Source organism: Streptomyces sp. NPDC002868, assembly GCF_055563295.1.
Genome location: NZ_JBVHDR010000003.1, coordinates 12,788 through 26,970, shown reverse-complemented (window position 1 = coordinate 26,970; position 14,183 = coordinate 12,788). Strand labels below are relative to the sequence as shown.

The window sequence follows — 14,183 nt, the reverse complement described above, 5'->3', positions numbered from 1 at the left end:
TCGCGTCTCCTTCGGTGTGCTTGCAGACGTCTCCGAGGTTATACGCCCTGGCTGACCGAACTCATATTGAAATCCGGGATGCGAAGCGCGGGCATCGCGGCCCGGGTGAACCAGTCGCCCCACTCGCGCGGCAGCGTCTTCTCGGTGCGGCCGGCCTCGGTGGCCCTGGACAGCAGGTCGACGGGCGACTCGTTGAACCGGAAGTTGTTGACCTCGCCGACCACCTCGCCGTTCTCCACGAGGTAGACGCCGTCCCGGGTCAGGCCGGTCAGCAGCAGCGTCGCCGGATCGACCTCGCGGATGTACCAGAGGCAGGTCAGCAGCAGGCTGGGCCCGCGATGGTCTGTCGCCGCCACCATCTCGTCCAGCGAGCGCTCACCGCCGCCGTCCAGGATCAGATTGTCGATCCCGGGGGCGACCGGCAGCCCGGTCAGACCGGCGCTGTGCCGGGTGGTGATCAGGTGCTCCAGCTTTCCGCCGCGTACCCAGTCCGTCGCCGACAGCGGCAGGCCGTTGTCGAAGACCGAGGAGTCGTCGCCGGACGCGTGCGCGATCACGAACGGCGCGGACTCGAGCCCCGGCTCGTTCGGGTCGCTGCGCAGGGTCAGCGGCAGCGGCGACAGCGTCTCGCCGACGCGGGTGCCGCCGCCGGGCTTGGAGAAGACCGTACGGCCCTCCGCCGCGTCCCGGGCCGTCGACGACCACATCTGGTAGATCAGCAGATCGGCCACCGCGGTGGGCGGCAGCAGCGTCTCGTACCGGCCCGCGGGCAGGTCGATACGGCGCTCGGCCCAGCCGAGCCGCTGCGCGAGCTCCGCGTCGAGGAGCGCCGGGTCCACGTCCTTGAAGTCCCGCGTGGAGCGGCCGGCCCAGGCGGACCGCGAGCGGTCCGGGGACTTGGCGTTGAGCTCCAGCGTCCCGTTGGGCTGGTCATGGCGGAGCCGCAGCCCCGTCGACGTACCGAGGTAGGTGGAGGTCAGCTCGTGGTTGGCGAAGCCGTACAGCTCCCGCTCACCGGCCCGGGCGCGGGCGAAGGCCTCGCCCAGCGCGGGCGCGAAGTCCGCGAAGACGGCGGAGGAGGTCTCGGCGGGCGGGTCGGTGAAGTCGGGGGAGGAGGGGACCGAGTCGACGAGCGGCTGGGCGTCCTCGGCGGGCCCGGCCCCACGCGCGGCGGCCTCCGCGGCCCGTACGAGCGGCTCGAGGTCGTCGGCGGTGACGGCGGTCCGCGACACGACACCGGACGCGGTGCCCTGGGAGCCGTCGACGGTCGCGATGACGGTGAGGGTGCGGCCGCGGGTGACGCCGTTCGTCGTCAGGGCGTTGCCGGCCCAGCGCAGATTGGCCGACGATTCCTCGTCGGCGATGACGACACAACCGTCGGCAGTGGACAGCTCAAGGGCACGCTCGACGATCTCGTACGGCTTGCTGAAACGGCTCATCGACCGGCCTCCTGCGTGGTGTTGAGGATGTTCACGCCCCTGAACAGGGCGGACGGGCAGCCGTGCGAGACCGCCGCGACCTGGCCCGGCTGGGCCTTTCCGCAGTTGAACGCGCCGCCCAGCACATACGTCTGCGGGCCGCCCACCTTCTCCATCGAGCCCCAGAAGTCCGTCGTCGTCGCCTGGTACGCGACATCCCGCAGCTGACCCGCCAGCCTGCCGTTCTCGATGCGGAAGAAGCGCTGCCCGGTGAACTGGAAGTTGTAGCGCTGCATGTCGATCGACCACGACCGGTCGCCGACCACATAGATGCCCCGCTCCACCCCGCCGATCAGATCCTCCGTCGACAGACCGCCCGGATCCGGCTGAAGCGAGACGTTCGCCATCCGCTGCACCGGCACATGGCTGGGCGAGTCCGCGTACGCGCAGCCGTTGGACCGGCCGAGCCCCGTCAGCTTCGCGATCCGCCGGTCCAGCTGGTAGCCCGCCAGCGTGCCGTCCTTCACCAGGTCCCACGACTGCGCCTCGACGCCCTCGTCGTCGTACCCGATCGTGGCCAGCCCGTGCTCCGCGGTCCGGTCGCCCGTCACATTCATCACCGAGGAGCCGTACGCCAGCTTCCCCAGCTTGTCGAAAGTGGCGAAGGACGTCCCGGCGTACGCCGCCTCGTACCCCAGCGCCCGGTCCAGCTCCGTGGCGTGGCCGATCGACTCATGGATGGTCAGCCAGAGATTCGACGGGTCGACCACCAGGTCGTACCGCCCGGCCTCGACGCTCGGCGCGCGCATCTTCTCCGCGAGCAGCTCGGGGATCTGCTCCAGCTCGGAGTCCCAGTCCCAGCCCGTGCCGGTCAGAAACTCCCAGCCACGGCCGACCGGCGGCGCGACCGTGCGCATCGAGTCGAACTCGCCGCTGCTCGCATCGACTGCGACCGCGGTCAGCTGCGGATGCAACCGCACGCGCTGCTGCGTGGTGACGGTGCCCGCGGTGTCGGCGTAGAACTTGTTCTCGTGGACGGTGATCAGCGAGGCGTCCACATGCGCGACGCCTTCCGCGCCCAGCAGCCGCTCGCTCCACTGCGCCAGCAGCGCGGTCTTCTCCTCGTCGGGTACCTCGAACGGGTTGATCTCGTACGAGGAGACCCACGTCCGCTCCGCGTGCACCGGCTCGTCCGCCAGCTCCACCCTCTCGTCGGAGCCCGCCGCCGCGATCACCTTCGCCGACAGCTTGGCCATCGCGATCGCCTGGCCTGCGACCCTGGCGGCCGCGTCCATGGTCATGTCGACCCCGGAGGCGAACCCCCAGGCGCCGCCGTGCACCACCCGTACCGCGTACCCCAGGTCCGTGGTGTCCGATGAGCCGGCGAGCTTGGCGTCGCGCAGCCGCCAGGCCGCGCTGCGTACGCGCTCGAAGCGGAAGTCGGCGTGCTCGGCGCCGAGCGCACGCGCCCGGGCGAGTGCCGCGTCGGCGAGGGCCCGCAGCGGTAGCGCTGTGAAGGCTTCGTCGATGGAATGAGGCACGGATGTCTCCTGTCGTTGAGACCGGTCGCCCGATCATGTCGCGCCGGAGGGGGCGTTGCCCAGCGCCATTCTGTAGGGACCCGACAGTGACTGGATGAAGGCGCTGTCAGGGCCCGATTCTCCGTGAGAGGGGCAGGACCGATAGTTTGCGTGAGTACCAGACCGCTATCGAAAGGGTGATCCGTTGAGCCGCTCGGTTCTCGTCACCGGAGGAAACCGGGGCATCGGCCTCGCCATCGCCCGCGCGTTCGCCGAAGCCGGCGACAAGGTCGCGATCACCTACCGGTCCGGCGAGCCGCCGGCCGGCTTCCTGGCCGTCAAGTGCGACATCACCGACGCCGAGCAGGTGGAGCAGGCCTACAAGGAGATCGAGGAGAAGCACGGTCCGGTGGAGGTGCTGGTGGCCAACGCCGGTGTCACCAAGGACCAGTTGCTGATGCGGATGTCCGAGGAGGACTTCACGTCCGTACTCGACACCAACCTCACCGGCACCTTCCGGGTCGTCAAGCGCGCCAACCGCGGCATGCTTCGCGCCAAGAAGGGCCGTGTCGTGCTGATCTCCTCCGTGGTCGGGCTGCTGGGCTCGGCGGGGCAGGCCAACTACGCCGCCTCCAAGGCCGGTCTCGTGGGCTTCGCCCGCTCCCTCGCCCGCGAACTGGGCTCGCGGAACATCACGTTCAACGTCGTCGCACCCGGCTTTGTCGACACCGACATGACTCAGGCGCTCACGGACGAGCAGCGCGCGGGCATCGTCTCGCAGGTGCCGCTCGGCCGCTATGCGCAGCCGGAGGAGATCGCCGCCACGGTGCGCTTCCTCGCCTCCGACGACGCCTCGTACATCACTGGAGCCGTCATCCCCGTTGACGGCGGATTGGGCATGGGTCACTGATCACATGAGTGGAATCCTCGCCGGCAAGCGCATTCTCGTCACGGGCGTCCTCACCGAGGGGTCCATCGCCTTCCACGCCGCCAAGGTGGCGCAGGAGGAGGGCGCGGAGGTCATCCTGACCGGCTTCGGCCGGCTCACCCTCGTCGAGCGCATCGCCAAGCGGCTGCCCAAGCCCGTCCCGGTCATCGAGCTGGACGTCACCAACCAGGAGCACCTGGACGGCCTCGCGGACAAGATCCGCGAGCACTCCAGCGACGACTCGGGCCTCGACGGCATCGTGCACTCGATCGCCTTCGGCCCGCAGGCCGCGTTCAACTTCCTCGAGGCCGGCTGGGAGGACGTCTCCACCGCGGTGCAGGTCTCGGCGTACTCCTACAAGTCGCTGACCATGGCCTGCCTTCCGCTGATGGAGCGTGGCGGCTCGGTCGTCGGTCTCACCTTCGATGCGCAGATCGCCTGGCCGAAGTACGACTGGATGGGCGTGGCCAAGGCGGCCCTGGAGTCCACCAACCGCTACCTGGCCCGTGACCTGGGCCCCAAGGGCATCCGCTGCAACCTGATCGCGGCCGGGCCGATCAAGTCGATGGCCGCGAAGTCCATCCCGGGCTTCGAGGAGCTCGCGGACGTCTGGAACCACCGCGCCCCGATCGGCTGGGACCTGGCCGACCCCGACCCGGCCGGCCGCGGTGTCGTCGGTCTACTCTCGGACTTCTTCCCGCGGACGACCGGCGAGATCGTCCACGTGGACGGCGGCGTGCACATGATGGGCGCCTGACCCCTCTCGTACGAAAGCGACGCCCCGTTCCCCGCTCAGTGCGGGGAACGGGGCGTCGCCCATTCGGCCCCCCGGAGCGCGCGGCACGTCGTGTGGACAGCGAGGCTGGAAAGGCAATCCCCCCTTGAGGTGCAGCCGCGGCGAGCGGGCCGCAGTACGGCCGAGGAGGTCCTGCTTGTGCGTACGAACCGCCGCTCCGCCTCCGTACTGGCCTCACTGGCGCTCCTGCTGTGGACGTCGCCGACGGCCCTCTCCCAGCCCCAGTCCCGTACGTACGAGGCTGACTGCCGCACAGTCGTCGAAGGCTCCTGGGCCACCGGCTTCTGCCACAACCCCTACCCCGAGACCGACCGCGTCCGGCTGCACATCGAGTGCGAGCGCTGGTGGGACATCGACGTGGACAGCGCACCCGTCGAGATAGGCCCGGCCGGCTATGCCGAGCTCACCGACCGCTGCTGGAAGGAGATACGCGCGGTGTGGGTCAGTCACCAGCCCGTGCGGGACTCCGCAGGCACATGAACGGATAGCTCGCCGCCTCCGCGGCCGCCGCATCACCGTCGCCAGCGCGGATCGCCTCGACCATCCGCCCGTGGTCCATGTGGTTCTCCGGGCGCAGCTCGCGGCCCACGTCGTCGCGCAGCCAGTCCCGCAGCAGATCGCCGAGGTCCGCGTAGAGCTCGCTGAGCACCTCGTTGTGCGAGGCCGCCACCACGGCCAGATGGAATGTCGTGTCTGCGGCGACGAACTGCTCCGCGTCGCCCGTGGCCCACGCCTCCTCGCGCCGGGCGAGGAGCGTGTCCAGCTGCTTGAGGTCGCGTTCGGTACGCCGTTCCGCGGCGAGGCGGGCCGCTGAGGACTCCAGTGTGGAGCGCAGCTCTGCGATGTGCCGGGGGTCGGCGGCGGCGAAGCGGCGGTGCATGACGCCGGCCAGCTCGCTGGTGGCCACGACATACGTCCCCGAGCCCTGCCGGATGTCCAGAAGTCCGTTGTGCGCGAGCGCGCGGACCGCCTCGCGGACGGTGTTACGGGCCACGCCGAGCTGCTCGACCAGTTCCGGTTCGGTGGGGATGCGTGAGCCCACCGGCCACTCGCCCGAGGTGATCTGGTTCCGCAGCTGGGCGATCACCTGGTCGGAGAGCGCGGAACGCCGGGGAGAGGTCAGCCCCATCGGGCTCCTTCCTTGAGGATTGGACAACCAATCATCCCATGATTCTATGATGGTCCGCATGCGTGAGATGTCCGACGAGACCCAGACTCTGAGCCCCGCTGCCACGGACCGTACCTCGGTCGCCTCCGTGGCCTGTGTGCCCTCCGTGGAATCTTCCGCCCCGCGGCTCACTGTCTGGCTCACCCGGCTCGTGATCGTCGGGATCGTCCTCGCGGCACTCAATCTCCGCCCCGCCATCACCAGCCTCGGCGCGCTCCTCGAAGAGGCGCGCGTCGGGCTGCACATGAGCGGCAGCGTCGCCGGCGTCCTCACCTCAGTACCGCCGCTCTGTTTCGCGATCTTCGGGATCGCGGCGCCGCGGCTCGCCCGCCGTTTCGGCCCCGGTGCCGTCGTCTGCGCCGGCATGGTGGCCATCGCGACCGGCCTGCTGATCCGGCCCTTCGCCGGTGGCACGGCGGGCTTCCTCGCCGCCAGCGCGCTTGCCCTCATGGGCATCGCCGTCAGCAACGTCCTGATGCCGGTGATCGTCAAGCGGTACTTCCCCGACCGCGTCGGCTCCATGACCGGGCTGTACTCCATGGCGCTGGCGCTCGGCACCTCCGTCGCCGCCGCCGCTACCGTGCCCATGACCGAGGCGCTGGGCGGCAGTTGGCGGGTCGGCCTCGCGGTGTGGGCGGTCCTCGCCGCCCTCGCCGTACTGCCCTGGATCGGCATGGCCCGCGACCGCGGCGCGGCCGCGCGGAGCACCGTGGCCGCACAGCCCCAGGATTCCCCGGCCCCCAGGATCACCCGCAGCCCCACCGCCTGGGCGCTCGGCTGCTTCTTCGGCCTCCAGGCCACCGGCGCGTACATCACCATGGGCTGGATGCCGCAGATCTTCCGCGACGCGGGCGTCTCCGCGGGCACGGCCGGGGTGCTGCTCGCGGTGACCATGGTGATGGGCGTGCCGCTCGCCTTCGTCATCCCGCGGCTCGCCACCCGGATGAAGACCCAGGGCCCGATCGTCGTCGCCCTCGGGCTGTGCGGGCTGACCGGCTATGCGGGCCTGTTCTTCGCGCCGGCCGCCGGAGCCTGGGCCTGGGCGCTGCTGCTGGGCGTCTCCAACTGTGCCTTCCCGCTCGCCCTCACCATGATCGGCATGCGGTCGAGGACCGGGGCGGGAGTCGTACGCCTCTCCGCCTTCGCCCAGTCCACCGGATATCTGATCTCCATCCCCGGCCCGCTGCTGGTGGGCGTGCTCTACCAGCACAGCGGCGGCTGGGGGCTGCCGATCGCGCTGATGGCAGGCCTGATCGTGCCGCAGATCGCGGTCGGCATCCTGGCCGGCCGGGACCGGACGATCGAGGACGAATGCTGAGATGCGAGACTGACTCCATGCCTGTGCTCGACCCGAACCCCTCGAACGGCCAGAAGAAGCTCCTGCTCGTCTTCGGCGCGATGATCGCCATCACGGTCGTGATCGCGGTGATCGCGTCCATCGCCTCGCCCTGACACGGTCGTTGCCCCGCCGAAAAAGGGGGGCTAGCACCACCATCCCCTAGGGGGTCAGGCTCAGGGGGAAGTGGGTGGGTCACCGGATGGGCCCCCGCGCCCATGATCCGTAGGTTTGAAGCAACAAACCGCAGACCTACGGAGGCGGCCATGTCGGCCCACACGCACACGCGGTCCCACCCCAAGGCCACGGGCAGCGTCGACATCCGGCTGCCGTGGTGGGCACTCGCCCTGCCCATGCTTGCCTTCGTCCTGCTCCTGCTGATCGCGGACCCTGCCCATGCGCAGACCACGGGCGGCGAGCCGGCGGTCGGCCAGTTCCTCGAGCGCATTCAGCACAGCCTGTCCCGGTGACTGTCCTGCTGTCGGATTCACCCTTCGCGGGGGAGCCCGTCAACACCCTGCGCCCGCTGGCTCATTTCATGCGAAGCTGGGGTGCATGAGCGACGCCGTGTCTTCCGGGGGGACAGCCCCCGGATCCCCCGAGTCCCGCAGGATCGTCCTCCTCCGGCATGCGAAGGCCGACTGGCCGCAGGTGTCCGACCATGAGCGGCCGCTCGCCGAGCGCGGCCGTTTGGACGCGTCGACAGCCGGCCGCAGGCTGGCCGATACCGGTATCGCCCTCGACCTGGCTCTGTGCTCCACCGCCAGCAGAACCCGCGAGACCTGGAAGCTGGCGGTGCACGAGCTGCCGCACCGCCCCAAGACGGTGTACGAGGAGCGGCTGTACGACGCCTCCCTCGGCGAACTTATCGCGCTGCTCAACGAGACCCCGGACGAGGTGAACGACCTGCTCGTCATCGGCCACAACCCCGGGGTGCACGCGCTCGCCGACGCCCTCGCGGGCAAGGCCGAGGGCGAAGCGCTGGCCCGGATGACGCAGAGCGGCTTCCCGACCGCGGCGCTCGCGGTCGTCGGCTTCACCGGCTCCTGGAAGTCGGTCGAGCACGGCGTGGGCACGCTGCTCGAATTCTGGGCGCCACACACGTAATCCCCTGTCCGGTACATGAATCGGCCCCGGCGCGCGGTCACCGCGCCCGGGGCCTTTGCATGGGGTCTCTGCCTGGGGACTAGTGCTCCTCGCCCTCGCCGTCCGCGGACTCGACCTCTTCGCGGGTGATGCCCAGCAGATAGAGGACAGTGTCCAGGAAGGGGACATTGACCGCGGTGTGGGCGGCCCGGCGGACGACGGGCTTGGCGTTGAAGGCGACGCCCAGGCCCGCCGCGTTGAGCATGTCCAGATCATTCGCGCCGTCGCCGATCGCGACGGTCTGCGCCAGCGGCACGCCCGCCTCGGCCGCGAACCGGCGCAGCAGCCGGGCCTTGCCCGCGCGGTCCACGATCTCGCCGACGACGCGGCCGGTGAGCTTCCCGTCCACGATCTCCAGCGTGTTCGCCGAGGCGAAGTCGAGCCCGAGCCGCGTCTTGAGGTCATCGGTGACCTGGGTGAATCCGCCCGACACGACGCCCACTTGGTAGCCGAGCCGCTTGAGCGTACGGATCAGGGTGCGGGCGCCGGGGGTCAGCCGGACCTCCGTGCGCACCTTGTCCACGACCGAGGCGTCGAGCCCTTCGAGCAGCGCCACGCGCGCGTGGAGGGACTGTTCGAAGTCCAGCTCGCCGCGCATCGCCGCGGCCGTGACCTCGGCGACCTTGTCCTCACAGCCCGCGTGTGCCGCGAACAGCTCGATGACCTCGTCCTGGATGAGCGTCGAGTCCACATCCATGACGACCAGGCGCTGGGCGCGGCGGTGCAGCCCGGCCGACACGACCGCCACATCGACGCCGATCTCGGCGGCCTCGGTGGCCAGTACGGTGCGCAGCGCCTCGGTCTCCGCACCGGACACGGCGAATTCCACGGCGGTGACGGGGTACTTGGCGAGCCGGAAGATACGGTCGATGTTCCCGCCGGTTGCGGTGATCCTGGCCGCTATGGCGGCGGTCGACTCGGCGGTGAGCGGGTGCCCGAGCACGGTGACATGCGAACGGCCACTTCCGCGTGGCCGGTTGTCGCCGGTGCCCGAGATGATCTCGGCCTGCAGCTTCAGCGACTCGGCCCAGTTGTGGACGGTGGCCCGGAGCTCGCCCTCGGCGGTGCCGCCTGCGACCGGAGCGGTGACGAGGACGCACAGGACGATGCGGCCCCGCGTGACGACCTGCTCGATGTCGACGACGTCGACGGAGTAGGCGGCGAGGGTGTCGAAGAGCCCGGCGGTGATCCCGGGACGGTCCTTCCCGAAGATCTTGACGAGAAGGGTGGGTACGTCGGAGGTCTGCGATGCGCTCATGGTGTATCCACCGTATCGGGCGCGCGCGGGGATGAGACGGGGCGTCCCGCCTGCCGGACGTTCCGGCCCCCGGGCCCCGGCCCCCGGCCCTCGCGCACTGGCGCCGGCCCTCGGCCTCCGCCCCGGCCGCGTGCCCGCGCACCCCTCACCGGCGGCCCCCGGGCGTCCCCGGCGGCGGGGGCGTGCCCTCCTCAGGCGGCGGAGGCGATGCGCGGTACGGCGATGGCGGCGGCGGGGGCATCGGCGGCATCGGGCCCGCGACCGTGGGGGCACCGTGGATCTCCGGGGGCGGGCGCAGATACGGGTTCGTGGCGTTGTTCGACGGGCGGTACGGCGGCACCGGGCGGTACGGACCCGGCAGCTCCGCCGCCGTGGGCGCCGCCGACTCCGCCGCCCACTCCGCCGTGGGCCCCGCCGCCGCGCCCCGGCCGCCACCCCGCGTCCCGTACACCAGCAGCGCCCCCACCCCGCCCGCAGCCGCACCCCACGCCGCCCCCAGCAGCAGGGCCATGCCCACCTGACCGTGCAGCTCGATGCCCGCGCCGAACGCGTCGAAGCCCAGCACCGACAGCGACGCGTCCGCCGAGACGTCCGTCAGCCACACCAGCAGCGGCAGCGCCAGTGCCGTCACCACACCCAGCCGCACCGCGCACCGCCCCGCGAACCCGGCCGCTGTCAGCCCGCCCGCGGGCGTACGCGCGGCCGCCAGTACCCCGGCGTACAGCATCATCACCGCGGTCGCGACGGCCAGCAGCCATACGCGACCGTCCAGTTCGGCCAGCCTGCCCACCGTCACCGGCTCGTCCGCCGAGACCCGCAGCAGTTCGTCCAGCGGATCCGGCAGCAGCTTCGCCAGCTCGCCCTTCGCCTCGCCGTCCCACGGCACGAACAGGCCCAACGGCACGCCCAGCCACACTCCGTTCGGCGCCCCGAGCAGCGCCGCACCCGCGATCCTCTTCGGGTGGTCGTCACCGATCGCCGCGTACGCCGCCGCCGCGTACCCCGCGAGGACCGCGACCAGCAGCACCGTCACGACCGCGGACGCCGCAGGCCGTACGACCCGCCGCAGCGCCTGCCACACCGCCCCGCGAGGCAGTGGCGCACGCCGCGAGGCGAGAAGCGAGATCACCAGCACCCCGAGCACCCAGAACAGCGCGCCCGCCAGCGAATCCGCGGTGTTCACGCTGAACCCCACCGACGCCTGCGCGTCCACCAGGTCTCCGAGCCGGTCCGGCAGCAGCCCCCCGATGTCGCCGAGGCCCGGCACCTCGATGCCGCCCCCGTCCCCGCCGAGCCCCGGCACCTTGTCGAGGTCCAGCCCGAGCTTCGCCCCGTCGATCGTGATGACGTCGTGACCTGCCCACGCCAACCCGCCGACCGTCGCGACGAACAGAGTCGCCACCCCGCCCGCCCGAGCGGCGAGTTCGGTCCCCGAGATGTACGGCCCCGCGCGGCGCAGCGAACGTAGAAAGAAGTACGCAAGGAGCAGTGCCCCGACCAGACCCACCCCAAGTGGCGTGATGTCGACGGCCGTCCGTGCCTGTGCACCTTCCAGCCCGAACGCGGACACATCACCTGCCGGAGTGACCGATCCGCCCACCGCGAGCACCACAGCCGCCGCTGTCATCGGCCCCAGCGACCCCGCCGAATCCGCGCCCAGCAAATGCAGACCGAGCGCCGCCGCACCCGCCATCCCGACCAGCGCCCAGCTCACCGCCGCTATGGACGCCAGCACCACATCGCCCCACGGCACCTTGTCGCCACTGCCGCTCGCGTCCATCGGACCCCCCGATCCCTGCTGGGTTTGACCCAGTTACCCCCACTCGCGCATGATCCGTACGCACTGGTGGGCGCTTACTACTCTCCGGGCGTGTTTCTCCTCCGTCAACGGGCATCCCGAACGCGGTATTCACAAGGCCCGACTTTCGGATGCGGGACCGGGCCTGAAATAGTTCCTCACGATGTTCGCCATCCCTAGACTCCCTGTGATGGGGGTAACTCGGGGGACAAGTAGTGGGGCATGGAGTGCCGGAACTCGTACTGGAATTGAACGGAAGGACCTGGACTCTCGATCCGTCCAGGTCGTACACCCTGGGACGTGATCCGCAGGGCGACCTGGTGGTCGACGACGCCAGGGTCTCGTGGCGGCATGCCAGCATCAGCTGGGGCGGCCGCAGTTGGGTGATCGAGGACCACGGCAGCACCAACGGCACATACGTGCAGGGCCAGCGGATCCATCAGATGGAGATCGGCCCCGGCTCGGCAGTGCACTTGGGCAACGCCACCGACGGTCCGCGGCTGAACCTCTCGGGCGCGGCAGCCGGCGCGTACAGCGCGCAGGGCGCGGCCCCTCAGCAGCAGGCGGTCAAGCAGCAGGCCCCGGCCCACCAGGCCCCGGTCCAGCAGCCGCAGCAGCAGGGCGCTCCCGGCTGGGCGGCGGCTCAGCAGGCGCCGGCTCAACAGCCACAGCAGGCCTGGCAGCAACAGCCGCCGCAGGCACAGGTCCCGCACCAGGGACCGGGTGGCGCGGGTGGCGCCGGCGGTGTCGCGGGGGCTCCGCCGGTGTACGGGGACCGCAGCCCGACCACCTTCCATCAGCTGGCCCTCGGCCGGGTGATGCGCATCGGTCGTGCGCTCGAGAACGAACTGGTCGTCTCCGACCTCCAGGTCTCGCGCAACCACGCCGAGTTCGTGGCCACGCCCGACGGCCGCTTCGAGATCCGCGACCTCGGATCCCACAACGGCACGTACGTCAACGGCCAGCCGATCGCCAAGTCCGGCACGGCGCTCATCGGCCCGAACGACATCGTGGGCGTCGGCCACTCGACCTTCCGCCTCGTCGGCGACCGGCTCGAGGAGTTCGTCGACACCGGTGAGGTCTCCTTCTCCGCGCGCCACCTCACGGTGACGGTCGACGGCGGCAAGCAGATCCTGCGGGACGTCTCCTTCGGCGTACCGGAGAAGTCGCTCATCGGCGTCATCGGCCCCTCGGGCTCCGGCAAGTCCACCCTGCTCAAGGCGCTCACCGGCTACCGGCCCGCCAACCAGGGCGACGTGCTCTACGACAACCGCAGCCTCTACAAGCAGTTCGCCGAGCTGCGCCAGCGCATCGGACTGGTCCCGCAGGACGACATCCTGCACAAGGAGCTGACCGTCCGTAAGGCGCTCAAGTACGCCGCCAAGCTCCGCTTCCCCGGCGACACCGCCGAGGCCGAGCGCGAGGCCCGTATCGACGAAGTGCTGCGCGAGCTCAAGCTCGACATCCACAAGGAAAAGAAGGTCACCTCGCTCTCCGGCGGTCAGCGCAAGCGCGTCTCCGTCGCGCTCGAGCTGCTGACCAAGCCGTCGCTGATATTCCTTGACGAGCCGACATCCGGCCTCGACCCGGGTATGGACCGCGACGTCATGCAGCTGCTGCGCGGCCTTGCCGACGACGGCCGCACCGTCCTGGTGGTCACCCACTCCGTGGCCGAGCTGGCGCTCTGCGACAAGCTCCTCGTCATGGCCCCGGGCGGCTCGGTCGCGTACTTCGGCCCGCCGGAGGAAGCGCTCAACTTCTTCGGCTACAGCACCTGGGCCGACGTCTTCTCGGCGTTCGAGAACTACCGCGACTACGACTGGGCGGGCCGCTGGCGCGGCTCGCAGCACTACCAGATGTACGCCGCGGACATCGACGCCGTTGCCGCGCAGCAGGTACACATGCCGCCCGCGCAGCAGATGCGCCCGCCGAAGCCGCAGAGCTGGGGCTCCCAGCTGTGGACGCTGATCCGCAGGTACTCCTCGGTCATCGCGTCCGACAAGGGCTTCCTGGGCCTGATGGTGATCCTGCCCGCGGTCCTCGGTCTGGTCAGCGTGGTCATCCCGGCGAAGTTCGGCCTCGGGCCGCCCACGCCGCCGAACAAGTTCAACGGCGACGCCGGCACGATCATGCTGATCCTCGCGGTCGGCATGTGCTTCTCGGGCGCGGCCAACTCCGTACGAGAACTGATCAAGGAACGGGTCATCTACGAACGGGAACGGGCCACCGGCCTGGCCCGCTCGGCGTATCTGATGTCCAAGGTGATCGTCCTCGGCGTGATCACGGCTATCCAGGGCGTCATCATCTGCGGCATCGGTTTCGCCACCCGCGACCTGCCCGAAGAGGGCCTGATCATGCCGCCGGCCGTCGAGATCTGCCTTGTCGTCATCGCTCTGGGCTTCACCTCGATGATGTTCGGCCTGGTCATCTCCTCGCTGGTGAAGACCGCCGAGAAGACCATGCCGCTGCTGGTCATGTTCGCGATCGTCCAGGTCGTCTTCACCGGCATCCTCTTCCAGGTCTACGGCTCGCCCGGCCTGGAGCAGTTCGCCTGGCTGATGCCGTCCCGCTGGGCCATCGCCGGCGCGGGTGCGACGCTCGACCTGTCGCATCTGATGCCGCCGTGGGACCCGAACAAGCCCGGGGACCTGGACCCGCTGTGGGAGCACTCGGCGGGCCAATGGGGCCTGAACATCACGATCCTGCTTGTGATCGGCGTCATCTGCGGCGTCGCGGTCGCGCGACTGCTGCGCCGCCACGAGCCTGAGGTCATGCGCAAGTAAGGCCACCGCAGCGCGCCGAAGAGCGGCACCCC

At 70.5% G+C, this 14,183-nt stretch carries 13 protein-coding genes; 8 read left to right on the top strand and 5 right to left on the bottom strand.

Annotated elements, in window-relative coordinates; genetic code table 11:
- Positions 1-38 precede the first annotated feature (38 nt).
- Both ACZ3H8_RS10905 and ACZ3H8_RS10900 read right to left on the bottom strand, forming a co-directional pair.
- Positions 39-1,439, bottom strand: a complete 1,401-nt coding sequence (locus tag ACZ3H8_RS10905) for a metallopeptidase TldD-related protein (RefSeq protein ID WP_467400063.1) — start codon at positions 1,437-1,439, stop codon at positions 39-41.
- Entirely contained in the window at positions 1,436-2,959 is a 1,524-nt protein-coding gene (locus tag ACZ3H8_RS10900) for a TldD/PmbA family protein (RefSeq protein WP_467400062.1), read from the bottom strand. Before ACZ3H8_RS10900 ends, ACZ3H8_RS10905 begins: the two co-directional genes overlap by 4 nt.
- 184 nt (positions 2,960-3,143) lie before the next feature.
- On the opposite strand from ACZ3H8_RS10900, the gene fabG reads away from it, so the two are divergent.
- The 3 genes from fabG to ACZ3H8_RS10885 all read left to right on the top strand — a co-directional run bounded on the left by fabG (position 3,144) and on the right by ACZ3H8_RS10885 (position 5,142).
- Entirely contained in the window at positions 3,144-3,848 is a 705-nt protein-coding gene (gene fabG, locus ACZ3H8_RS10895; protein WP_307664306.1) for a 3-oxoacyl-[acyl-carrier-protein] reductase, read from the top strand.
- 4 nt (positions 3,849-3,852) lie between these two features.
- Positions 3,853-4,623 (top strand): enoyl-ACP reductase FabI, encoded by a 771-nt coding sequence (gene fabI / locus ACZ3H8_RS10890; RefSeq protein WP_307664307.1) that lies wholly within the window; start codon positions 3,853-3,855, stop codon positions 4,621-4,623.
- A 177-nt stretch (positions 4,624-4,800) separates the two neighbouring features.
- Positions 4,801-5,142: a hypothetical protein gene (locus tag ACZ3H8_RS10885; RefSeq protein WP_467400058.1), complete on the top strand. Its 342-nt coding sequence runs from the start codon at positions 4,801-4,803 to the stop codon at positions 5,140-5,142.
- Here ACZ3H8_RS10885 and ACZ3H8_RS10880 read toward each other — a convergent pair.
- Positions 5,105-5,791 carry a FadR/GntR family transcriptional regulator gene (locus tag ACZ3H8_RS10880; protein ID WP_467400056.1) on the bottom strand — a complete coding sequence of 229 codons (687 nt, stop codon included), beginning with the start codon at positions 5,789-5,791 and terminating at the stop codon, positions 5,105-5,107. The two genes, ACZ3H8_RS10885 and ACZ3H8_RS10880, sit on opposite strands and share 38 nt — an antisense overlap.
- Positions 5,792-5,858: 67 nt before the next feature.
- On the opposite strand from ACZ3H8_RS10880, the gene ACZ3H8_RS10875 reads away from it, so the two are divergent.
- The 4 genes from ACZ3H8_RS10875 (at position 5,859) to ACZ3H8_RS10860 (ending at position 8,273) form a co-directional block, all read left to right on the top strand.
- Entirely contained in the window at positions 5,859-7,148 is a 1,290-nt protein-coding gene (locus ACZ3H8_RS10875) for a CynX/NimT family MFS transporter (protein WP_467401259.1), read from the top strand.
- A 17-nt stretch (positions 7,149-7,165) separates the two neighbouring features.
- Complete coding sequence (locus ACZ3H8_RS10870) at positions 7,166-7,282, top strand: SGM_5486 family transporter-associated protein (protein WP_307664310.1); 117 nt, start codon at positions 7,166-7,168, stop codon at positions 7,280-7,282.
- 150 nt (positions 7,283-7,432) lie between these two features.
- The gene (locus tag ACZ3H8_RS10865; protein ID WP_467400053.1) at positions 7,433-7,636 is read left to right on the top strand and encodes a hypothetical protein; all 204 of its coding nucleotides are present in this window, start codon (positions 7,433-7,435) and stop codon (positions 7,634-7,636) included.
- Positions 7,637-7,721: 85 nt separating this feature from the next.
- The gene (locus ACZ3H8_RS10860) at positions 7,722-8,273 is read left to right on the top strand and encodes a SixA phosphatase family protein (RefSeq protein ID WP_307664312.1); all 552 of its coding nucleotides are present in this window, start codon (positions 7,722-7,724) and stop codon (positions 8,271-8,273) included.
- A gap of 79 nt (positions 8,274-8,352) precedes the next feature.
- Here the strand turns inward: ACZ3H8_RS10860 and serB are convergent, their stop codons facing one another.
- Positions 8,353-9,570: a phosphoserine phosphatase SerB gene (gene serB / locus ACZ3H8_RS10855; protein WP_467400048.1), complete on the bottom strand. Its 1,218-nt coding sequence runs from the start codon at positions 9,568-9,570 to the stop codon at positions 8,353-8,355.
- Positions 9,571-9,715: 145 nt separating this feature from the next.
- Positions 9,716-11,350 carry a streptophobe family protein gene (locus ACZ3H8_RS10850; protein ID WP_467400046.1) on the bottom strand — a complete coding sequence of 545 codons (1,635 nt, stop codon included), beginning with the start codon at positions 11,348-11,350 and terminating at the stop codon, positions 9,716-9,718.
- A gap of 233 nt (positions 11,351-11,583) precedes the next feature.
- Here ACZ3H8_RS10850 and ACZ3H8_RS10845 point away from each other — a divergent pair, with 233 nt between their 5' ends.
- Positions 11,584-14,151, top strand: coding sequence for an ABC transporter ATP-binding protein/permease (locus ACZ3H8_RS10845; protein WP_467400044.1), 2,568 nt, complete (start codon positions 11,584-11,586; stop codon positions 14,149-14,151).
- Positions 14,152-14,183: the final 32 nt, after the last annotated feature.